Genomic DNA, 20,402 nt, shown 5'->3' with positions numbered 1-20,402 from the left:
TAAACAAAGATTATTCAAGGAAGCTAAATTACTCATAAATAGTGTTCAAATTTAAAAGTGACAAACTCACAACATAATTTTACCTAATTACTGAGCAGTTTACCTAGAGCAATAATAGTTCATCAATTGCTATGAACCTATTGAGACATCGTCTGTCATATTGCTACCTATCTTGGTATTAAGGATTTTAATGATACTCAAACATTTAGCTTTGGCATCTTTCGCTATTTTGTCTTTAAGCGCTTGCCAAACTACAACAGAATCAGAACCAACCCCGATTGTTAATGTGCCATTTACTGCACCTTTAGCCTCTGACTTTAGAAGTGAAATTGCTATTGCACGCTACTCAGAGTTATTGAATAGAGCAGATTTAAGCCCTGATCAACAAGCGAAGTTATATTATGACCGTGGTGTGTTATTTGATAGCTTAGGCATGACTACGCTGTCGCGTATTGATTTTAACCGCGCTGTAAAACTTAAGCCTGATTTAGCTGAAGTATATAATTTTTTGGGTATTCAACATACGTTAATGCAACAATATGAAAAAGCTTATGAATTTTTCGATTCGGCCCTTGAGCTTGATGAAGATCATGAATATGCTTATTTAAATCGAGGTATTGCACTTTATTATGGTGATAGGTCTGGTATTGCTAAAACCGATTTTAGTGCATTTTTAGCCCGCTCTCCAAATGACCCTTATCGTGTATTATGGGTTTATTTAGCAGATGCCAAGGTAAATAAGGAGCAAGCTCTTGTTGAACTTAAAACGAATGCAACAGCACTTGACGATTCACAATGGGCGTTTCAACTAATTTCGCTTTTTGCAGGTGATATGAGCGAGCATGCTTTTTTATCTGGCATTAGTGAGGGTGTTAAGTCGGAACAAGAATATGCTCAGCGTTTATGTGAAGCTTATTTTTACTTAGCTAAATTGCATCAGGCTGCTGGTGATAAATACTTAGCCGCTGATTATTTTAGATTAGCTCTAGCAACTAATGTACATGAGTTTATTGAGTATAAATATGCACGTTTAGAACTTGAGTTAATGGCTGGTGACGACGCAAGTTAAGGCATTAAAATTGGCAGGTGTATTACTGTGTAGCCTTTTAATAACAGGCTCAGGTAATCACCTTGACGCGATTGGCTTTTGGCATGTTTTGAACACAAAGGCCAGTGTGTTAAAAGTCTATAGACGCTTCCCTAATTATTTTGCGGTTCATTTACCGCAACTACCAGATACCTCCCTTGCTATATTGGCTAGAAATCACATTCCCTCTGCACAATATGCTTATTCAATAAGACTTTTAAATAATAACGACAGTGATACGGCTAAACAATTTTGGTTGGCAGGTATAAATAAATTAAATGCAATTGAGCGTAAAGAGTTAGCTGTTCAGTTATTAGCTCAATCACGTTGGGTTGATTTAAAGCTTTTAGCCGATATAAAGCAGTTACCAGAAGGGGATGTTTTTAATCACCTCAGGTTGCATTTATCTATAGCGGAAAATAATATACCGCGTGAATTTATACAAAATTTGGGCTTTTCTTTTTTAGAGGATATTGATGAGCCTAAAAAGCACTGTATGTTTAATGTAATTGTAATGAGCGATCACCGAAATGGTTTATATAAATTAGGTGACTTTATAACTACATACAATCGGCAGCCAGAGCCACGCGAAAATATATTTTGTTTTTCAAAGCCCGTTTATGTTGCGACTGCGCTCAATTGTAAGAGTAATATCAATAATGCTGCGCAATGTGATTGGCAGGCCTCTAGATTTAAAAATGAGCTTCTTAGCAATTATGATTTTTTAGTAATGATGCCAAAGCATGGCACTGCAAATGTCAGTAAAGGCAAAATGCTTATTAACTCACAGGCAAACTACAGTATATTTTTACACGAACTTATGCACTTTAACCGTTTTGAGGATGAGTATACTTTGCCTATATCAAAACAAGCATGGTTGTGCGCACAAAGTGGGTTTGTAGCACCAAATTTATATATTACACATGGTGAACCTGCACCAGAAGGTTGGCATAAAAGTGAAAGTTGTCAACAAGGAGGTATAGCTTATAAGCCAAGTGAAAAGTGGTCTATTATGCAGTATCAACAATTAGGGCTCTCAACGCAATACAGGGAACTTTGGTTGAAGTATTTAGATATGACTAAGGGGGACTTCTACCGTCACTCAGATGAGCTTACGTCTATAAATAAGGCTATATTAAATTAACAATCGTCAGCAATGCTATATTGATTTTTTAGCTTGAAAAAATTGTTAGTTTTTGTTTTGAAAACATTCATATAACCCCGCTTTATATAGACAAAATTAGTGTTTTTCAGTATAACTATAACTATTAATGTCGTTAAAAAACAGGCAGTAAAAGCATCACTTAATCCTAAAAGAGTGACGCCCTGATAAACTTATGATTATAAAAGGCCCTACATTATGACTTTGCTCTGGATACCCTTGTTATCCTTAATTGGCAGTGTTATTTCTGCATGCACAGGTAAGTTATCCCGCAATTTAAGCACTAGTTTAACGGCTCTCGCGCCTTTGACGGCTTTGGGGATTACTCTATACCATGCACCTGCAGTTTTAGCGGGCGAAACCATTCGTTATTCATTAGCTTGGATCCCGTCAATAGGACTCGATTTATCTCTGCGGTTAGATGGCCTCAGTTTATTGTTTATGTTTATGATTTTAGGCATAGGCTTGCTCGTTATCCTCTACACGCGTTACTACCTAAGCGCTAACGATTCAATGGCTAAGTTATATAGTTATTTAATGCTGTTTATGACCGCTATGCTTGGCATTGTTATGTCTAACAATGTTATTCAGCTGTGGTTGTTTTGGGAATTAACGAGCATCAGCTCATTTTTATTAATTAGTTTTTGGTGGCATAAGTCTGAAGCGCGAAAGGGTGCTCGTATGGCACTTGCTGTAACAGGCGCGGGCGGCTTAGCGTTACTTGCAGGCTTAATGCTATTAGGTGATATTGTTGGTAGTTATGACTTAGATGTTATTCTAGCGAGTAAAGCAATAATTCAATCTCACGATTTATACGAAGTAGCATTGGTATTGGTGCTATTGGGTGCATTTACTAAATCGGCACAATTTCCATTTCATTTTTGGCTTCCTCATGCAATGGCTGCACCTACGCCAGTGAGCGCGTATTTACATTCTGCAACCATGGTAAAAGCCGGTATATTTTTGTTAGCACGTTTTCACCCTGCTTTAGCCGGCACCGATACGTGGTTCTTGCTCGTTGGGTTAACGGGTTTAGCTACGCTGTTGTTTGGTGCTTATATAGCATTATTCAAACATGACTTAAAAGGCTTGTTAGCCTATTCAACAATAAGCCATTTGGGTTTAATAACGCTGTTACTCGGGCTTGATACTGAGCTTGCAACTGTTGCGGCAATATTCCACATCATTAACCATGCCACGTTTAAAGCGTCGTTATTTATGGCCGTTGGTATTATTGATCACGAAACAGGCACGCGCGATATGCGTAAATTAAATGGTATGTGGCGATACTTACCATACACTGCAACGCTTGCGATGGTCGCGGCGGCTGCAATGGCGGGTGTACCATTACTTAATGGGTTCTTATCTAAAGAAATGTTTTTTGCAGAAACGCTGCATCAGCAAGTACTTGGTTCTATGTCGTGGCTAATACCAGTACTGGCAACTGTTGCAGGCGCATTTGCGGTTGCGTATTCCGCACGCTTTATTCACGATGTGTTTTTTAACGGTGATCCAATTAATTTACCACGAATACCTCATGAACCACCACGTTATATGCGTGTACCAATAGAGATACTCGTTGTCATTTGTTTATTAGTAGGGATGTTTCCGCACTTTGCAATTGATGGCATCTTATCTGCGGCATCCTTAGCTGTATTAGGGCAAAAGATGCCACATTACGAATTAGCTATTTGGCATGGATTTAACTTACCTTTACTTATGAGTGCAATGGCTGTTGTTGGCGGCTTATTTATTTATGTTAATCGTAAATATCTATTTCAATTTCAAGCATCGTTACCACCTCTAAACGCTAAAAAAACGTTTGAACGTGTAATATTAAGCGTTATTGCTTGGTGTCAGTCAAAGGTAAGCAGTACAGAAAATGGATCGCTGCAGCGCTACCTTGTAATTATGTTAGCGGTAGTATTACTGTGTGCAGGTTGGCCATTATTTGAAATGCAACAACTTGCCGGTAGCATGCCACTTACGCCTGTTGATGTGCACAATGCAATTGGTGCAGGCTTATTGATTATTGGTGCTCTTGCCACCGTTATTTGGCATCGCTCTCGAATGGTATCGTTGTTAATGCTCTCAATTGTGGGGTTAATGGTGTCGGTTGTATTTACACGTTTTTCTGCTCCAGATTTAGCGCTTACGCAGCTAACCGTTGAAGTGGTTACTATTATTTTACTTATGCTGGCATTGTTTTTCTTGCCCCAACATACGCCAAAAGAATCAAGTTCATTACGTGTACTTCGAGATTTAGCAATAGCCTCTACGTTAGGTGTAGTTATAGCAAGTATTTGTTACGCGTTACTCACACGCCCATTAGATTCAATCTCAGACTTCTTTATTGCTAACGCTAAAATTGGTGGCGGTGGTACTAACGTAGTTAACGTTATTTTGGTCGACTTTAGGGGCTTTGATACGCTTGGAGAAATTACCGTATTAGGCATTGCCGCATTAGGTATATTTAAAGTACTTTCTCGAATTCCATTATTTATGCCTGCAAGTGACAGCGAAGGCCGCCCATGGGCTAAAGAACGTCATCCAATATTATTGGCGAGTATTTCACAAAGTTTATTACCGCTTGCGTTGTTGGTGTCGGCGTATATTTTCTTACGAGGGCATAACTTACCTGGTGGTGGCTTTATTGCAGGACTGGTAACGTCAATCGCGTTTATTTTACAATATATGGCGCATGGTACGGCATGGATAAACGAACGTTTTGATGTTAATTATCGTAAAATCATAGCTTCAGGCATTGGTATTTCACTGTTTACAGGTGTGGGTAGCTGGTTCTTTGATAAGCCATTTTTAACAACCTGGTTTGACTACTTTGATATTCCGTTTGTCGGTAAAACAGAGCTTGCCAGCGCGATTGCATTTGACCTAGGTGTCTACTTAACGGTTGTAGGCGCTACGTTAATGATTTTAGCAAGCTTAGGTAATATGACGGCAGATACCCAGAAAAAAGAGGTAAATATTTAATGGAATTATTGTACGCATCTTGCGTTGGAGTATTGGTCAGTTGCGGTGTGTTTTTACTGCTAAGAGCTCGTACGTTCCCTGTAGTACTTGGGCTTACTATGATTTCATATGCTGTTAACTTATTTTTGTTTTCAGCAGGTCGTCTTACTATTAATAAAGCAGTAGTGCTTGGTACTGGCACAGAATACGCCGATCCTCTACCTCAAGCTTTAGTGCTTACAGCTATTGTTATTGGTTTTGCGATGACCGCATTCGTGGTTATTTTGGCAATACGTGGACGCGCCGATTTAGGTAGCGACCATGTTGATGGTTATGTGCCTAATACCTCAGCAGATAACAAGGAGCAAAAATGATCCAACATTTAGCTTCGCTCCCTATTTTATTACCTATGCTTACGGCCGTTATTTTATTACTGCCACCATGTGGTAAAAGCGTTAAAATACGCCGCTTAGTTTCAATTGTAATGGCAATAGCTACTTTTGCCATTAGTGTATTTTTACTTGTACATATTAATAATACGGGTATTAACGTTTACGCTATTGGTAATTGGTCTGCACCATTTGGGATAGTCTTAGTAGCCGATATGTTGTCTACCTTATTGGTTACGTTAACTTCACTTTTAGGTTTGGGCGCTATTTTATATGGTAGTGCTGGCGATGATGAAAAAGGCAGTTTTTATCACCCACTTGTTCACTTTTTAATATTGGGTGTAAATGGCGCGTTTTTAACTGGCGATTTATTTAACCTATTTGTATTTTTTGAAGTATTACTGATTGCATCATATGCATTGTTAATGCACGCAGGTGATAAACAAAACACCCGTGCTGCGCTGCAATATGTAATATTAAATTTAGTTGGCTCAAGCGTATTTTTAATCGGTTTGGGTATTTTGTACGGTGTACTTGGTACGCTCAATATTGCAGATATGGCGCAAAAGGTATCGGAGCTTTCGGGCGATGATGTATACCTAGCAAAAGCAGGTGGTTTATTATTACTCATTGTATTTGCTTTAAAGGGCGCACTATTACCTCTGCATTTATGGCTTCCAAATACGTATGCAAGTGCTAAACCTGTGGTTGCTGCATTGTTTGCGATTATGACCAAAGTAGGCGTTTACGCCATGCTTAGAGTTTACACTGTGATTTTTGGCGAACAAGCAGGAGCGCTTGAACATATGGCGCAGCCTTGGCTTTGGGGCTTAGCAATTGCCACCATTATAGTGGGTGCCATTGGTGTTATGGCAGCGCAAGATTTACGTAAACTAACGGCTAACTTAGTATTAGTATCGGTAGGTACGTTGGTTGCGCTAATTGCATTGCAAAATGTAAATGCCACTGCTGCACTTTTATATTATTTAGTGCATTCAACACTTGTTAGTGCCGCTCTATTTTTACTAGCAGACTTAGTTTCAATCCAGCGGGGTAAAGTTGGCGATAGGCTTGTGGCGGGTCGCTCTGTTAAACAGCCATTTTTATTAGGTGTGTGCTTTATTATTGCGGCTTTAACGGTAGTTGGTATGCCACCACTGTCAGGCTTTGTAGGTAAAATTTGGATACTTAAAGCGACATTAAACAGTGAGCAAGCTTTACTATTTTGGCCAGTATATTTAGTAACAAGTTTTGCGTTGTTAGTAGCGCTTTCGCGCGCTGGCACAACCTTGTTCTGGGAGCATAAAAGTAAAAATAGCGAAAATGCTGAGTGTGTAAATGCGAACCCATTGCAAGTAATTGTAATTATAGGTTTACTTGCGTGTTCACCATTATTAGTAATTTTTGGCGGGCCCATTAGTGAATATATGCTGGGTGCTGCTGTGCAGTTACATGAAATAAGCGGCGGCATTAATGCTGTACTTAAAGGAGGCATGTGATGAGATTACAAGCCCGTTTTCGTTGGTTACCAACGCCATTTCGTAGCTTATTTTTGTTTATGGTTTGGCTATTGTTAAATAATAGCGTGTCGGTAGGGCACTTAGTATTAGCGACTATTTTTGCAATACTTATCCCGATATTAAGTTTTTCGCTTCGCGAGCCTCAGCCGCTAATTTTAAAGCCGGGCTTGGCTCTCAAGCAGTTGCTTATTGTGCTGTACGATATTGTTGTAGCAAATTTACAAGTGGCTTTACTTATACTTGGGCCATCTAAAAATTTGCGTCCGGCCTTTATAAAAGTACCGATAGATTTAACCCATGATATGCCAATTACTATATTGGCCAGTTGTGTATCGCTTACACCTGGTACTGTGAGTGCAGAGGTTTACCCAATTGCTGAATCGTTACCTGAGAGTAAAGAGCCAACGCAACGCTACTTATTAATACATGTGCTTGATCTTAAAGATGAACAAGCACTTATCAAACAAATAAAACAACGCTACGAAGCTCCACTAAAGGAGATATTTCAATGTTAGATACTGTATTACTCATTGTTTTTTCGATGATTGGCTTATCATTATTACTTAATTTATGGCGATTGATCATCGGTCCGTCAGTGCCTGACCGTGTTTTAGCGCTCGATACTATGTACATTAACGTCATCGCACTGATTATTTTATACAGTATTAGTATGGATACAGGGCTTTATTTTGAAGCTGCACTGCTTATTGCTATGCTCGGTTTTATAAGTACAGTTGCAGTGTGTAAGTATTTACTACGTGGCGATATAATTGAATAAGGTGAAAACATGATCAGCGAATGGGTTGTATCAATATTATTGTTATTTGGTGGTACGTTTATTTTAATTGGCTCAATAGGCTTAATTAAACTACCTGACTTTTTTATGCGTTTGCATGGACCAACTAAAGCAACCACGTTGGGCATGGCGAGTATGTTAATTGCTGCTATGGTTTATTTTGCAAATTCAGGGCATGGCCTAAGTGTTAAAGAAATACTCATTACTATATTTTTACTAATTACGGCACCGATTAGTGGCTACATGTTAATAAAGTCTGCTATCCATCATAAGCTAAAAGCCAAAGAAGGCACTAAAGGCCTAGATAATGTAGAAGACGATTAGCATAAAAATATATTTATAAAAGGCCGAATAAATTTATTTTACTCGGCCTTTTTAATGATTGCTTGTACCCTTTACAATACAAATTATTCATGTGACCATAAGTCCATTATTTATATGAAAGGATATTATTATGGGTAAGGTACTACTTTTATCATTACTGATTTTTTCTAGTAGTTTGTATGCTGAACAAAATTCTAAGCAGCAAAAAATAGATGAACTCATTAATGTAATGAACATGGATGCAATGGTTGATTCTATGTACGGCCAGGTTGAAGGTATGATGAAAGGCATGTCAGACCAAATGGGCGTTAAGCCTTCTGAACAGGCTATTTTTGATAAATACTACGGCGACATGACAACGGTATTAAAAACCGAAATGAGCTGGGCTAAAATGCAGCCAATGATGATTAGCGTGTACGACAAACATTTTAGTGAGCAAGAAATTGCTGATATGTTAGCGTTTTATAAAACAGATACAGGGCAAAAAATACTTGAAAAAATGCCTGTTGTAATGCAAGAGTCTATGCAAATGTCACAAAGCTTAATGAAAGATGCTATACCAAAAATTCAAGATATAGCAGGCAAGCTAAGCGAAGAGCTAAAAGCCTCACGCGAGCATGCTAACTAGAGACTGCTGATATTTGCTGGTTAAATTTAACCTTTAAAGAACAATAGATTCAATACTTTTATCTCTCTTATTTAAGCGCTCTAGCCAGAGCGCTTTCACTTTTTCGCTAAATCAGTTTCAGTAAATTTAAATTATGCTTTAATGCTCCTCTCTATTGACCTGTGTGTTGCACATAGGTTTATTATTGATCTATTGAAATTCCACGGGGCTAAATTATGTATGTTAAACAACTTGCCAAATTAATGGGCGTGACTGCCGATACTGTTCGTCATTACACACGTATTGGGTTACTTAACCCAATACGCAGTGAAGAAAATGGCTATCAAGAATATACAAAGCAAGACCAGCAACGTTTAAAGTTTATTATTAGTGCGCGTCAACTTGGTTTTTCACTCAAAGATATTCAACACATTATAGGCGAGTCAGAGCAAGGGAATTGTCCTTGTCCGTTAACGCGAAAACTCATTACTAAACGCCTAGAAGAAACCGAAGCACTATTTCAAGAAACATTAAAACTACGAAACAGGATGCATGCAGCTCTGGATCAATGGGATACATCAGCCGATGGTGCAAATGCCAGTGACGTGTGTAGTTTAATAGAATCTTTTGTTGATCCAATAAACGATTCTGCAAATAAGGAGCAGCGTAATGACGACTAATACAAAAGACACCGCGCAAAACTTTATTATTGAAGGCGCTAATTGCGGCAGTTGTGTGGCTAAAATTGAAAAAGCCCTTAATAGCGTGCAAGGCGCGCAAAACGTGGAAATGAACTTTGCACAGCGTACAGTACGTGTAGAAGGTAAAGCCCGCGAAAGCATGCTTATTAAAGCAGTCGAAAACATTGGTTATTCAGCTAAGCCAATGAGTAATGAGTCTGATCAAGATGCACTTGATGAAAAAGCAAAGTCGGATGAGGCACATTATAAAAAGCTGATGCGTAATATGATATTAGCGTTAGGGGTCGGTGCGCCGTTAATGATATACGGGCTTATTTTTGACATGAGTGTGACCACCGACACACAACGAATAGCCTGGTTTTTAGTGGGTATAGTCACGCTTGTGGTTATGGCTATATCAGGTAAACAATTTTACAACGGTGCATGGCAGGCATTCAAAAACCATGCTGCTAATATGGATACATTAATAGCGCTTGGTACAGGTACTGCGTGGTTGTATTCAATGTTTGTGGTAATAGCACCAAACTTATTACCACAAGTCGCAAGACACGTATATTTTGAAGCATCATCGATGATCATCGGTTTAATTAGTTTAGGGCTCGCTTTTGAAGTAAAAGCACGTGGGCGCACCTCACAAGCAATTAAACGCTTAATTGGCCTGCAACCAAAAACTGCACGCGTAATTCGCGATGGGCAAGAGCAAGACATCGACATTAGTGATGTTGTAAAAAATGATGAAGTACGCGTACGCCCGGGTGAAAAAATCCCTGTGGATGGCGATGTTATTGAAGGCAGCAGTACGGTTGATGAGTCAATGCTTACTGGTGAGCCAATGGCCGTCCGCAAAAAAACGGGCGATAAAGTCGTTGCCGGAAGTATTAATAAAAGTGGCACTTTATTATTTAAAGCCACGCACATTGGTAGCGAAACCACACTTGCCAATATTATCAATATGGTTAAGCGTGCACAAAACTCAAAGCCATCAATAGGGCGCTTAGCTGATGTTATATCAGGAATATTTGTACCAACAGTCATGATTATTGCAGTGCTTGCAGGCCTTGCATGGTTAAACTTCGGACCTGAGCCATCAATTGCTTATGCCGTTGTTGCGGTTACCACCGTACTTATTATTGCTTGTCCTTGTGCGCTAGGACTCGCAACCCCTATGTCGGTTATGGTGGGTATTGGTAAAGCTGCAGAGTCAGGAATATTAATTCGAAATGGTGAGTCGCTGCAAACAACATCTAAAATCACCACCATGATTTTAGATAAAACAGGCACTATTACTCAAGGCACACCGCAAGTTACCGATGTAGTTACCTTTAATAACAGTGATGAAAATACAGTAATGCAACTTGTTGCAAGCCTTGAAAGTAGCTCAGAGCACCCACTGGCCCAAGCAATTACGGCATATGCTCAAAAGCAGGGCTTAGCTTTAAGCAAAGTAGCTGACTTTAACGCAATTACAGGTAAAGGTGTCACTGGCAGTGTTGACGGGCAAACATTGTTGTTTGGTAATAAAGCGCTAATGGATAAATACAACGTGGCCGTTGATGATGCAACCGAGCAAGCTCAAGCACTTGCCTGTGATGCTAAAACGCCCATGTATTTTGCAAGCAATAATAAGCTCCACGCTATTATTGCAGTAGCGGATCCTATCAAAGAGGATTCAGTTGAAGCTATTAAACGCCTGCAAGATAAAGGTATCCACCTAGTTATGCTAACAGGTGACAACAAAGCCACTGCACAAGCCGTTGCTAAGCAAGTCGGTATTGATGACTTTATTGCAGAAGTAATGCCCGATGACAAAGTAAACGAAGTAACAAAACGCCAAGCAAACGGTGAAATAGTGGGTATGACAGGTGACGGTATTAACGATGCCCCCGCACTTGCGCAAGCGGATGTAGGGTTTGCAATTGGCACAGGTACCGATGTTGCAATAGAAAGTGCAGACATTACCTTAATGCGTGGTTCGTTACATGGCCTTGCTGATGCAATTGCAGTGAGTAATGCAACTATTTCAAATATTAAACAAAACCTATTTGGTGCCTTTATTTATAACGTGGCGGGTATTCCGATTGCAGCCGGCGTGTTGTATCCATTTTTTGGCATCCTACTTAACCCTGTTGTTGCAGGTGCAGCTATGGCACTTTCATCGCTTACAGTGGTAAGTAACGCTAATCGCTTACGTTTTTTCAAACCAAATAAATCGTAATTTAAGCTAAGGAGTACATTATGTTGATGATTAATATAGGTGGTGCACTGTTAATAGCTGCAATTATTTATTGGTTTTGGCTATACAAACCAGAGCAAACACAAAGTGATGACAACAAAGAAACAATAGTCGTTGATAACGGTGTTTATAAGCCAGGACACATTAAAGTGGCAGCCAACAAAGAGGTTGTACTTACCTTTGATAGAAAAGACAGCGCGCCGTGCGCCGAAACCGTTGTATTTCCACAGCTTGATATAAGTAAAACGCTGGCAATGGGTGATGGCAATACAGTTAAACTACCTGCGCTTGAAGCCGGTGAATATGACTTTCATTGCCAAATGCAAATGTATAAGGGCAAGCTAGTTGCAGAGTAATCTGAACTAAGTAGGTGTTGGGGTCGTATAGTTGCCTTAGATAAGCTGCATAAATAGATGAGTAGGAGTCGTTATACTCAATGAATAAACTAAACCCTAAAAAATTATTGAATAGTAAATGGACCGCAACACCTGCTATAAATAAAGAAAAACACTTCATTATTGTTGAGGTGGAATTTGATGAAGATGGCAACGTAATTGAATGTATTACCGAGGCTGTTATGTCAAAAAATCAATATCCAATTAGTTGGCGAGATTTAAAAGATAACCAAAAGTGGTTGCAAGGGTGGAAGTAGTTTAAATCTATATAATTTACCTCACTCCAATAGCTGGCACACGATGTAGGTTTGCTTAACTCAAGCGAACCTATATTTTACGGCGCATTAAATTATGAGTTTAATGCTACAACTTAGCTTTAGCATTGAAACCTTCCTAGATAAATTCGCCATTTGGCAACAAAACAGTTAATTTCAAAATATCCTTCCAAAATTTTTATAATAAATCTCAAAAAATAATGTAACTTACTAATTATAAATGAATTAATTTTTTAGTAGCCGAAAATAAATCCTATGTCATTTCCATGTTCATATTCAGTTTATTTTGAAGGCTAACCTAAACGCCCCCTTATCGGCTTTTTAGCAAAAGTGTGTCTTTTTAATTAAACTTAACCAATTGATTTATAATGGTTTATTGTTTTTAGTTAAATGGCTGTTGCTAAATAGCAACAATAACACCTCCCCAAATTAAGCTTTTCTCGCTTTATATAATTCAACTCATTGTTTTTAAATAATAAATAAAAAGTGGCACCGAAGTTGTAATACCTAGAGTGTATTAAGCAAAACGTGATGAAAGCCAAAGGCCTTAATCGCAACAACCCAATGAAGGAATACTATTATGAAAACATTTCAATCAACATTAGTACTAATGGCGCTAGCTTCTTCATCAGCGGCTTTTGCAGCAACAGATTTTGATACGCTAGACGTAGATGGTAATGGCGCAATCAGCCAAGCCGAAGCATCAGTGGATGCTGAGCTTTTAAGCAAATTTGAAGAACTCGATACAAACCAAGATGGTGAGCTATCTGAAGATGAGTTTTCTAAGGCCTAAAATTAAAGCCTTAAGCAGTTAATGCTCTGTAATGTTATCTAAATTCTGAGTTGCCAAAGACAACCTAAGTAGGCAAGGGAGCCTACTAAAAAGAATAACCAGGATGTGACTAGAGAGCACCATAGAGCAAATTTATTTAGGACACCGCATACTTTTGAAGGATTAAATTATGAGAAAGCTACAATCAACATTTGTACTTATAGCTATTGTTTCTTCGTCAGTAGTATTTGCAAACACAGACTTTGAAACACGCGATGCAGACGACAACGCTTCAATTAGTCGCTCTGAAGAATCGGCTCAAGTGATAGAGCAATTTGACGCGCTGAATGTTCAAAGTAGCGGTGGCCCGACAGAAAATGATTTTTTTGAATATTAATTTATAGACACTTTACTCCTAAAGGATCTTTGAAAAGGACTTCTTACCCCTAATCAGGCTCAAAGCCTAAGGAAACGATTATGAAAACATTACACAAAACTTTAGCTCTTGTAGCCCTAGCTTCTTCTTCAGCGGCGTTTGCTGCGGTAGATTTTGATTCTTTTGATACAGATGGCGACGGCGTAATTAGTAAAACAGAAGCCCAAGTAAACTCGCAACTAGTACAGCTTTTTGATCAATTAGATACAGATGGAAATGGCGAGTTATCTAAAGAAGAGTTTTCGAAGGTTCAGTGATAAGCTCTATGTAGAACCTTACCAGTCATACTCACAAAGCAGCTAAGTAATTAATACTTAGCTGCTTTTTTGTGCATTTAATTTAATATATTACTTTTTAGTCACCAAAGTGGTGCAAAACTTGAGTTTGAATAGTGTCAAGTTACTGATTATTAAGTTATTTTATTGTTGGTTTTAAACTTGCAAATCAATTGATAACTTAGGCTAATGAGTATTTAAAATGGCGCGAATGAGTTATATCAGTAGTGTTGAGCGCTACCACGAATATGAGCATGTAATACACAGTTTACTTGAATCTATTTTAATGAGTATTGAGGACGGATTAACCAAAGAGCGTGATACCCGCTATCTGATTAAGCAGTACCCATTTTTAGAATTACAATATTGTTTAAATGCAGAAGGTTTGCAGCAGGGTAATAATGTCTGCTTTAAACGGGCATATAGCAAAAAATTAGGTGAAAGTGGTAATCAACAAGATTTAAGCGAGCGCCCCTATTTTTTGAACGCTAAAACAAGTGATAGGGTGTGCTTTACTGATCCCTACATTTCTATAGCGACTAACCATTTATGTATATCGGCGATTAAAGAACTAAAAAAACCAATTAATAATCAACATTACTTGGTCGTTGATGTGAGCTTAACGCAGCTTATTGAGTTTGTAATGGGTGATACTGCGCGCGCTAATATGTCGCCTTACTTTAAAGCGGGTTACGGTATTATTGTTGCGTGCTTATTTTGCTTAGTATTATTTTTACTGAATATCGTTTTTAATGATATATACGCGCTATTAACCCATGTAGATACCTCATCAGACCCACTTGAACCCTTTAGTATCATTATTTACATCACCCTAGCATTAGCAGTATTCGATTTAGGTAAAACAATACTCGAAGAAGAAATCCTTATGCATAAGGATATTTTTAGGCACTCATCTACGCGGCGCACTATTACACGGTTTATATCTACCGTGTTAATTGCTATATCAATTGAGGCGTTGTTAACTATGTTTAAAGCGGCGTTGGGGCAATCGGAGTATTTAATGCCTGCAATAGCGATGATGCTTGCAGTAGTGGGGCTTTTAATTGCACTAGCTATTTATGTTTATTTAGGAGCAAAGGCCGAAACGCTATTAATGCGGGCTCGTTTAAAACAAAAATCCTCCAAGTAGGAGGATTTTTATATTACATAACTATTAATAGTTATTTATTGTTTATCTTGCGCGCGTTTGGCTTTAAAGTCAGACTCGCTCGTCCACTTTGGCCAATCGCCATTGTTTGCAAGTTGAGTGGCTATATCAACAATAAGATCTATATCTTGCTTAACACCACCTAACGACCAATCAGCAGAGTAGTCGTCTGCTTCTTTATGGTACTTATGCGCAATGTACTCAGGATCGGTATCGCCCAGGCTCATAAATAATAAACTAGGCACGCCTTGCTTAGAAAGTGAGAAATGATCAGATCTAAAAAATAAGCCATTTTGCGGACGAGGATCCATTTTAACAACACGGCCTTGTGATTTTGCAGCCTTTGCTAAATAGTTTTCCATTGTCGATAAATCTTTACCGTATTGTAAAATGTAGTCAGTGCCATCAAGCACGTTCATGCCATCAATATTTAATAGACCGACCATTTGTTTTGTAGGTACAACCGCACCCGATGCAAATTCTTCAGAGCCAATTAACCCCGTTTCTTCTGCTGTAAAGTTAGCAAAAATAATTGAGCGTTTAAATGGCTTTTGCTTGTTCTTTTTACTCATTATACGTGCTATTTCAAGCGTGGCTGCAGTGCCTGAAGCGTTATCTACCGCGCCGTTATAAATCTTAGGGCCGGTATCAGTTTGTTTAGTACCAAAGTGGTCCCAGTGAGCGCTAATAACAACGTATTCGTCAGGTGATTCGCTACCTGTAATTTGTGCAACTACATTATGCGATTTTGCATGTGATACTTCGTTTTTAAAAGCAAGGTTTGCTTTTAAGTTAAGTGGCGTCGCTTTAAAGTCATCATTTAATGCTGCTTGTTTTAAATCTTGGTAGTTAAGCTTTGCGGCGTTAAACATTTTCTCAGTCGCATCAAGTGTTAGCCAGCCCATAACCGGTAATTTAGACGCGTTTAAATTGTTATCCATTAACGTGTATTTAGTGCCGGTGTTTGAACTTTCAACTACGCCCCAAGGATATGCCGCAGGTGCAGTTTCATGAATAATAAATACAGCCTTTGCACCTTGGCGAGCGGCTTCTTCATATTTATAAGTCCAACGACCGTAGTAGGTCATTGCATTACCAGTAAAAAGGGCGTCGTTTTGAGTAGCAAAACCTGGATCGTTAACGAGCACAACCACTGTTTTACCCGTTACATCAATATTTTTATAGTCATTCCACTTATATTCTGGCGCATTAATACCATAGCCAACAAATACAACGTCAGAATTGCGTACATCAATTAATGGCTGAAGTTGCTCGGTACGTGCGGTAAAGTCTTTACCTGATTCAAAGCTCAAATCACCTACTTTTAACTGCATATCCTGATTAGCTGTCACCATTGCCATTTTTACAGGCTGTAAGTATTTACCTTTATAAGCACCGGTTAAACCCAGCGCTTTATATTGCTCGCTTAAGTAGCCTACTGTTTTCACTTCACCATGAGTTAGCGGGCCTCGGCCTTGAAAGTCATCAGAGGCTAGCGTTTTAATATGCTGTTTAATATTGCTAAGGCTTACACCTGCTGTATTTTCTAATGGAGTTTGTTCGCTTGCAGGCTCTGAGCAGCCAAAGAGTGCAACTAGCAGGCTTAGGCTAGCGCTTTTTAAAAGAGTAGATGCCATGGTCTTCATATTGTTATTTAATTAGGCTTTCAATATAAAGGAAGCACCGCAGCGATGTCGAATTTTTATAGAGAACTTTTCATTCAATTGCAGATTAACTATCAGTCATTAGTAAAAAACCAGCGCAAGCTGGTTCTTTTAACTTTAAGTAATAAATTATTACTTAAGCATCCGCTAATTTCACGCGGATCTTACTTTTATCAACAGTAGATTGGTTAAGTGCAGTAATTGCGCTTTTACTTTCTATGTCGTTTGGCATTTCTACAAAGGCAAAACCTTTAGATTGGCCAGTTTCTTTATCAAGTACCAAGTTACAGGTAGTCACTTTACCGTGCTCTGCAAATAAAGTACGAAGCTCATGCTCAGTGGTAGCACGAGACAAGTTACGAACTAATAGTTTCATAATGAACCTAAATAATTATGTCAGTACTAATTATCTCAAGTAACTCAGGTTTAACCTAATTTTATTTTAAAACAAATATAAATAAACACTCGATAGAAATAATTTTTTGTATCACTATGAAAATAATAGATTTTATAATTAAATTTGAAATATCAGTAAATTGGTAATGTTAATTGGTAATTGAATTGTGGTTATTTGTACAATAAATTGGTAAATTCATATTTTATTAACTTGCTATTAACCACAGAACTAATCATGTCTAAATATACCCTTAAACCGTGCAATACATTTACAGCTATACTTCTATCTTGTTTAGTTACTGGTTGTGGCAGCTCAGGCTCTGATCCTACGGTGCAAAATAATGAAGCGATTACTATACAAACTCCTGCAATAATCGGTGGTAACAGTCTAGGTGAAGTTATTAGCGATAGTAATGATGCAATAACAGGCTCGTTAACTATTACGGATCAACAATCAGGTGAAGCTGCTTTTGCAGCACAAGAAAATAGCGCTACAAGCTATGGTTTTTTTAGCTTAAATGCTGGTGGAGATTGGTCATACACACTTGATGATTTAAACGCATCAATAACATCTTTAAGTGAAGGTGGAATACTGCAAGATACAATAACAGTAAACTCTGTAGATGGTACTAGCGCACAAATTATCATAACAATTGTAGGTGCACCAATAGCTCAAGCTGATGGCTTTGAGAAAATATCACACGTTTTATTGCGATCAGATGGCGTTAATTCGGGGCTTGACGCATACACACTTATTGAAAATGCCTTCGGCGAAGGGTCAATTGAATCTCCAGACTTATACGCTGGCAATCATGAAAGTGTTGTCCATATTATTGAAGATACCGATACGATAATTGGTAACCATTTTGTCTTTTTAGCTCACCGAGATGATGACCAAGATAAAGACAAAGGCGCAAGTGACAGACAACGCAACGAAATAAAAACCTACGATAAATCACCACAAGAAACACTGGCGTTTGAGGGCGAGACATTTCAATATAGCTGGAAATTTAAAGTAAGTAGCGAGCTTGAGCTTACGAGTAAATTTAGCCATTTTTTTCAAATAAAAGCCCGTAACGAGAGTAACGACAACACCAATGGTAATGACGATCAGCCTATTATCACGCTCTCAGGTGCGCAAAAAAATAGTATAGGTAATCAGCTACAGGTTCGATATAGCGCAGGGTTTGATGAAAACGGTAACAGTACGGGTCTTGATAAAAACTTAATTGAAACCGACTGGTCACTCATTACAGATGAATGGGTTGAGGTATTTGTACAAGCTACATTTAGTGAAAGTGGTAAGTTTGATATGACGTTAACGCGCTTAAGCGATAATGCAGAGATATTTACTATAAGCGAGCAAAACATAGATATGTGGCGGGGCTTTAGTGATGATGATTTTGCTCGTCCTAAGTGGGGAATATACCGCTCAATTGTTGAAACCGACAGCCTTCGCGCTGATGAAGAACGTGTTAGGTTTGCTGATTTTTCTATTACAAAAGGTAAGTTAGCGCAGTAAGCTATTTTATCAATTGGCATGAAAAAGCCGTTAATGATTATGCATCATTAACGGCTTTTTTAATTTTTTGAGAAAGTGATTATTTCACTTCTTTACCCGCTGCTTGTTGATCAGCATGGTAGCTTGAACGTACAAACGGGCCAGAAGCCGCGTGAGTAAAGCCAATTTCGTCTGCATACGCTTTTAAGCCGTCAAACTCTACTGGTGGCACGTAGCGCTTAACCGGTAAGTGATGCTTAGAAGGTTGTAGGTATTGGCCTACAGTTAGCATGTCAACGTTGTGTGCACGTAAATCGCGAAGTACTTCTTCAATTTCGCTAATTTCTTCACCTAAACCAACCATTAAGCCTGATTTAGTTTTTACTTCTGGGTGAGCTTCTTTAAAGCGACGAAGTAATTCTAAAGACCACTTATAGTCAGCACCAGGACGAGCTAGTTTGTATAAACGTGGCGCAGTTTCAAGATTGTGGTTAAACACATCTGGTGGCGTCTCGATTAGTATCTCTAGTGCGCGGTCCATACGGCCACGAAAATCAGGTACTAAAATTTCGATAGTGATAGTTGGATTATGTTTACGAATTTCGCGAATACAATCAGCAAAATGCTGTGCACCACCATCACGTAAATCATCACGGTCAACCGAAGTGATTACAACGTAGCTTAGCTTCATATCTTTAATAGTAAGTGCTAGCTTTTCAGGTTCAGTGGCATCAGGTTTTAATGGGCGACCGTGAGCCACATCACAAAATGGGCAACGACGAGTACAAATAGCACCTAAAATCATAAAGGTAGCTGTACCGTGGTTAAAACATTCAGATAGGTTAGGGCACGAAGCTTCTTCACAGACTGAGTGTAAGCCATGCTTACGTAGCGCTTTTTTAATGCCGTCAATGCGATCGGTTGATTTAGGTAAGCGAATTTTTAACCATTCTGGCTTACGCAACATTTCAGTTTTTTCTGTAGGTAAAACTTTTACTGGGATCAACGCCATTTTTTCTGCGTCGCGTAGTTTTACACCTGGTTCCATTTTGACTGGTTTATTCATTCGTTTTCAAACCCTTCAGTATGCTTAACCTGTGTTGCATTAAGCTTCTTGATCATGTGTTTCACCAATCCTTCACCCGCACTTTCTAGGTTTTGAGGACCATTTAATTCTTTAGTTTGCACCATATTCATGCCCGCATAACCGCATGGGTTAATGCGTAAAAATGGACTTAGGTCCATGTTAACATTTAATGCTAAGCCATGAAACGAGCAGCCACGACGAACCCTTAACCCAAGGGATGCAATTTTGCTGTCGTTAACGTATACACCTGGTGCATCAGCTTTAGCATAAGCTTCAATACCATACTCGGCGAGTGATTCAATAATGCACTCTTCAAGCCACGTAACCAGTTCACGTACACCAATCTTTAAACGACGTAGATTAAATAATACATACATCATTTGCTGGCCAGGGCCGTGGTAAGTTACTTGCCCGCCACGGTCAACTTTAATCACCTCAATGTCGCCAGGAGCTAGTAAGTGTTCGTCCTTACCAGCCTGACCTTGGGTGAATACACTCTCGTGCTCTACAAGCCAAATTTCATCTGGCGTATTTTCATCACGGGTGTCGGTAAAGTCCTGCATTTTTTGCCAAATAGGCATATAACGCTGACGACCCAGTTGGCGTACGATCAAAGTGTTTTCGTTCACAACAAATCTCAACTA

Annotated in this window: 22 protein-coding genes; 18 read left to right on the top strand and 4 right to left on the bottom strand. The window is 38.8% G+C overall.

Annotation, left to right across the window (positions count from 1 at the left end):
- The first annotated feature begins 190 nt into the window (after window positions 1-190).
- From nlpI to LOS73_RS15685, 17 genes are all read left to right on the top strand, one after another.
- Entirely contained in the window at window positions 191-1,069 is an 879-nt protein-coding gene (gene nlpI, locus LOS73_RS15765; protein ID WP_007378499.1) for a lipoprotein NlpI, read from the top strand.
- A 10-nt stretch (window positions 1,070-1,079) separates the two neighbouring features.
- Window positions 1,080-2,231, top strand: a complete 1,152-nt coding sequence (locus LOS73_RS15760; RefSeq protein WP_457933958.1) for a hypothetical protein — start codon at window positions 1,080-1,082, stop codon at window positions 2,229-2,231.
- A gap of 216 nt (window positions 2,232-2,447) precedes the next feature.
- The gene (locus LOS73_RS15755) at window positions 2,448-5,240 is read left to right on the top strand and encodes a monovalent cation/H+ antiporter subunit A (protein ID WP_033028530.1); all 2,793 of its coding nucleotides are present in this window, start codon (window positions 2,448-2,450) and stop codon (window positions 5,238-5,240) included.
- Complete coding sequence (locus LOS73_RS15750) at window positions 5,240-5,593, top strand: Na+/H+ antiporter subunit C (protein ID WP_010554685.1); 354 nt, start codon at window positions 5,240-5,242, stop codon at window positions 5,591-5,593. The genes LOS73_RS15755 and LOS73_RS15750 overlap by 1 nt, the downstream gene beginning before the upstream one ends.
- Window positions 5,590-7,107 (top strand): monovalent cation/H+ antiporter subunit D, encoded by a 1,518-nt coding sequence (locus LOS73_RS15745; RefSeq protein WP_457933957.1) that lies wholly within the window; start codon window positions 5,590-5,592, stop codon window positions 7,105-7,107. Before LOS73_RS15750 ends, LOS73_RS15745 begins: the two co-directional genes overlap by 4 nt.
- Entirely contained in the window at window positions 7,107-7,643 is a 537-nt protein-coding gene (locus LOS73_RS15740) for a Na+/H+ antiporter subunit E (RefSeq protein WP_033028528.1), read from the top strand. Before LOS73_RS15745 ends, LOS73_RS15740 begins: the two co-directional genes overlap by 1 nt.
- Window positions 7,637-7,906 (top strand): K+/H+ antiporter subunit F, encoded by a 270-nt coding sequence (locus tag LOS73_RS15735; protein ID WP_007378493.1) that lies wholly within the window; start codon window positions 7,637-7,639, stop codon window positions 7,904-7,906. The genes LOS73_RS15740 and LOS73_RS15735 overlap by 7 nt, the downstream gene beginning before the upstream one ends.
- Window positions 7,907-7,915: 9 nt before the next feature.
- Complete coding sequence (locus LOS73_RS15730; RefSeq protein WP_007378492.1) at window positions 7,916-8,248, top strand: Na+/H+ antiporter subunit G; 333 nt, start codon at window positions 7,916-7,918, stop codon at window positions 8,246-8,248.
- A gap of 130 nt (window positions 8,249-8,378) precedes the next feature.
- Window positions 8,379-8,876: a DUF2059 domain-containing protein gene (locus tag LOS73_RS15725; protein WP_007378491.1), complete on the top strand. Its 498-nt coding sequence runs from the start codon at window positions 8,379-8,381 to the stop codon at window positions 8,874-8,876.
- 215 nt (window positions 8,877-9,091) lie between these two features.
- Window positions 9,092-9,535, top strand: coding sequence for a MerR family transcriptional regulator (locus tag LOS73_RS15720; RefSeq protein ID WP_007378490.1), 444 nt, complete (start codon window positions 9,092-9,094; stop codon window positions 9,533-9,535).
- Window positions 9,525-11,771 (top strand): heavy metal translocating P-type ATPase, encoded by a 2,247-nt coding sequence (locus LOS73_RS15715; protein ID WP_457933956.1) that lies wholly within the window; start codon window positions 9,525-9,527, stop codon window positions 11,769-11,771. Before LOS73_RS15720 ends, LOS73_RS15715 begins: the two co-directional genes overlap by 11 nt.
- 20 nt (window positions 11,772-11,791) lie before the next feature.
- The gene (locus tag LOS73_RS15710) at window positions 11,792-12,145 is read left to right on the top strand and encodes a cupredoxin domain-containing protein (RefSeq protein ID WP_008134637.1); all 354 of its coding nucleotides are present in this window, start codon (window positions 11,792-11,794) and stop codon (window positions 12,143-12,145) included.
- 80 nt (window positions 12,146-12,225) lie between these two features.
- Complete coding sequence (locus LOS73_RS15705) at window positions 12,226-12,441, top strand: TIGR02450 family Trp-rich protein (protein ID WP_002958506.1); 216 nt, start codon at window positions 12,226-12,228, stop codon at window positions 12,439-12,441.
- A 598-nt stretch (window positions 12,442-13,039) separates the two neighbouring features.
- Window positions 13,040-13,252 carry an EF-hand domain-containing protein gene (locus tag LOS73_RS15700; protein ID WP_007585535.1) on the top strand — a complete coding sequence of 71 codons (213 nt, stop codon included), beginning with the start codon at window positions 13,040-13,042 and terminating at the stop codon, window positions 13,250-13,252.
- Between the two features lie 169 nt (window positions 13,253-13,421).
- Window positions 13,422-13,628: a calmodulin gene (locus tag LOS73_RS15695; RefSeq protein ID WP_457933955.1), complete on the top strand. Its 207-nt coding sequence runs from the start codon at window positions 13,422-13,424 to the stop codon at window positions 13,626-13,628.
- Window positions 13,629-13,708: 80 nt separating this feature from the next.
- A complete protein-coding gene (locus tag LOS73_RS15690; protein ID WP_024597051.1) occupies window positions 13,709-13,924 on the top strand; it encodes an EF-hand domain-containing protein in 216 nt (71 codons plus the stop codon).
- A 220-nt stretch (window positions 13,925-14,144) separates the two neighbouring features.
- Complete coding sequence (locus LOS73_RS15685) at window positions 14,145-15,092, top strand: PDC sensor domain-containing protein (RefSeq protein ID WP_024591129.1); 948 nt, start codon at window positions 14,145-14,147, stop codon at window positions 15,090-15,092.
- 35 nt (window positions 15,093-15,127) lie between these two features.
- Here LOS73_RS15685 and LOS73_RS15680 read toward each other — a convergent pair whose 3' ends face one another.
- Both LOS73_RS15680 and LOS73_RS15675 read right to left on the bottom strand, forming a co-directional pair.
- Window positions 15,128-16,747: a M28 family metallopeptidase gene (locus LOS73_RS15680; RefSeq protein ID WP_457933954.1), complete on the bottom strand. Its 1,620-nt coding sequence runs from the start codon at window positions 16,745-16,747 to the stop codon at window positions 15,128-15,130.
- A gap of 163 nt (window positions 16,748-16,910) precedes the next feature.
- Window positions 16,911-17,150 (bottom strand): RNA recognition motif domain-containing protein, encoded by a 240-nt coding sequence (locus LOS73_RS15675; RefSeq protein WP_002958513.1) that lies wholly within the window; start codon window positions 17,148-17,150, stop codon window positions 16,911-16,913.
- 255 nt (window positions 17,151-17,405) lie between these two features.
- Here LOS73_RS15675 and LOS73_RS15670 point away from each other — a divergent pair, with 255 nt between their 5' ends.
- Window positions 17,406-18,692: a VCBS domain-containing protein gene (locus LOS73_RS15670; RefSeq protein WP_457933953.1), complete on the top strand. Its 1,287-nt coding sequence runs from the start codon at window positions 17,406-17,408 to the stop codon at window positions 18,690-18,692.
- 79 nt (window positions 18,693-18,771) lie between these two features.
- Here the strand turns inward: LOS73_RS15670 and lipA are convergent, their stop codons facing one another.
- Together lipA and lipB are read right to left on the bottom strand one after the other, a co-directional pair.
- Window positions 18,772-19,737, bottom strand: coding sequence for a lipoyl synthase (lipA, locus tag LOS73_RS15665; RefSeq protein ID WP_002958515.1), 966 nt, complete (start codon window positions 19,735-19,737; stop codon window positions 18,772-18,774).
- The gene (gene lipB / locus LOS73_RS15660) at window positions 19,734-20,387 is read right to left on the bottom strand and encodes a lipoyl(octanoyl) transferase LipB (protein ID WP_033015251.1); all 654 of its coding nucleotides are present in this window, start codon (window positions 20,385-20,387) and stop codon (window positions 19,734-19,736) included. The genes lipA and lipB overlap by 4 nt, the downstream gene beginning before the upstream one ends.
- Window positions 20,388-20,402: the final 15 nt, after the last annotated feature.

This window comes from Pseudoalteromonas sp. SCSIO 43210 (assembly GCF_054133285.1).
This window is presented reverse-complemented; position numbering and strand designations above follow the sequence as displayed.

Coding starts and splice junctions, on each gene's coding strand:
- nlpI (WP_007378499.1), top strand. CDS start 191: ATGATACTCAAACATTTAGCTTTGGCATCTTTCGCTATTTTGTCTTTA.
- LOS73_RS15755 (WP_033028530.1), top strand. CDS start 2,448: ATGACTTTGCTCTGGATACCCTTGTTATCCTTAATTGGCAGTGTTATT.
- LOS73_RS15750 (WP_010554685.1), top strand. CDS start 5,240: ATGGAATTATTGTACGCATCTTGCGTTGGAGTATTGGTCAGTTGCGGT.
- LOS73_RS15745 (WP_457933957.1), top strand. CDS start 5,590: ATGATCCAACATTTAGCTTCGCTCCCTATTTTATTACCTATGCTTACG.
- LOS73_RS15740 (WP_033028528.1), top strand. CDS start 7,107: ATGAGATTACAAGCCCGTTTTCGTTGGTTACCAACGCCATTTCGTAGC.
- LOS73_RS15735 (WP_007378493.1), top strand. CDS start 7,637: ATGTTAGATACTGTATTACTCATTGTTTTTTCGATGATTGGCTTATCA.
- LOS73_RS15730 (WP_007378492.1), top strand. CDS start 7,916: ATGATCAGCGAATGGGTTGTATCAATATTATTGTTATTTGGTGGTACG.
- LOS73_RS15725 (WP_007378491.1), top strand. CDS start 8,379: ATGGGTAAGGTACTACTTTTATCATTACTGATTTTTTCTAGTAGTTTG.
- LOS73_RS15720 (WP_007378490.1), top strand. CDS start 9,092: ATGTATGTTAAACAACTTGCCAAATTAATGGGCGTGACTGCCGATACT.
- LOS73_RS15715 (WP_457933956.1), top strand. CDS start 9,525: ATGACGACTAATACAAAAGACACCGCGCAAAACTTTATTATTGAAGGC.
- LOS73_RS15710 (WP_008134637.1), top strand. CDS start 11,792: ATGTTGATGATTAATATAGGTGGTGCACTGTTAATAGCTGCAATTATT.
- LOS73_RS15705 (WP_002958506.1), top strand. CDS start 12,226: ATGAATAAACTAAACCCTAAAAAATTATTGAATAGTAAATGGACCGCA.
- LOS73_RS15700 (WP_007585535.1), top strand. CDS start 13,040: ATGAAAACATTTCAATCAACATTAGTACTAATGGCGCTAGCTTCTTCA.
- LOS73_RS15695 (WP_457933955.1), top strand. CDS start 13,422: ATGAGAAAGCTACAATCAACATTTGTACTTATAGCTATTGTTTCTTCG.
- LOS73_RS15690 (WP_024597051.1), top strand. CDS start 13,709: ATGAAAACATTACACAAAACTTTAGCTCTTGTAGCCCTAGCTTCTTCT.
- LOS73_RS15685 (WP_024591129.1), top strand. CDS start 14,145: ATGGCGCGAATGAGTTATATCAGTAGTGTTGAGCGCTACCACGAATAT.
- LOS73_RS15680 (WP_457933954.1), bottom strand. CDS start 16,747: ATGGCATCTACTCTTTTAAAAAGCGCTAGCCTAAGCCTGCTAGTTGCA.
- LOS73_RS15675 (WP_002958513.1), bottom strand. CDS start 17,150: ATGAAACTATTAGTTCGTAACTTGTCTCGTGCTACCACTGAGCATGAG.
- LOS73_RS15670 (WP_457933953.1), top strand. CDS start 17,406: ATGTCTAAATATACCCTTAAACCGTGCAATACATTTACAGCTATACTT.
- lipA (WP_002958515.1), bottom strand. CDS start 19,737: ATGAATAAACCAGTCAAAATGGAACCAGGTGTAAAACTACGCGACGCA.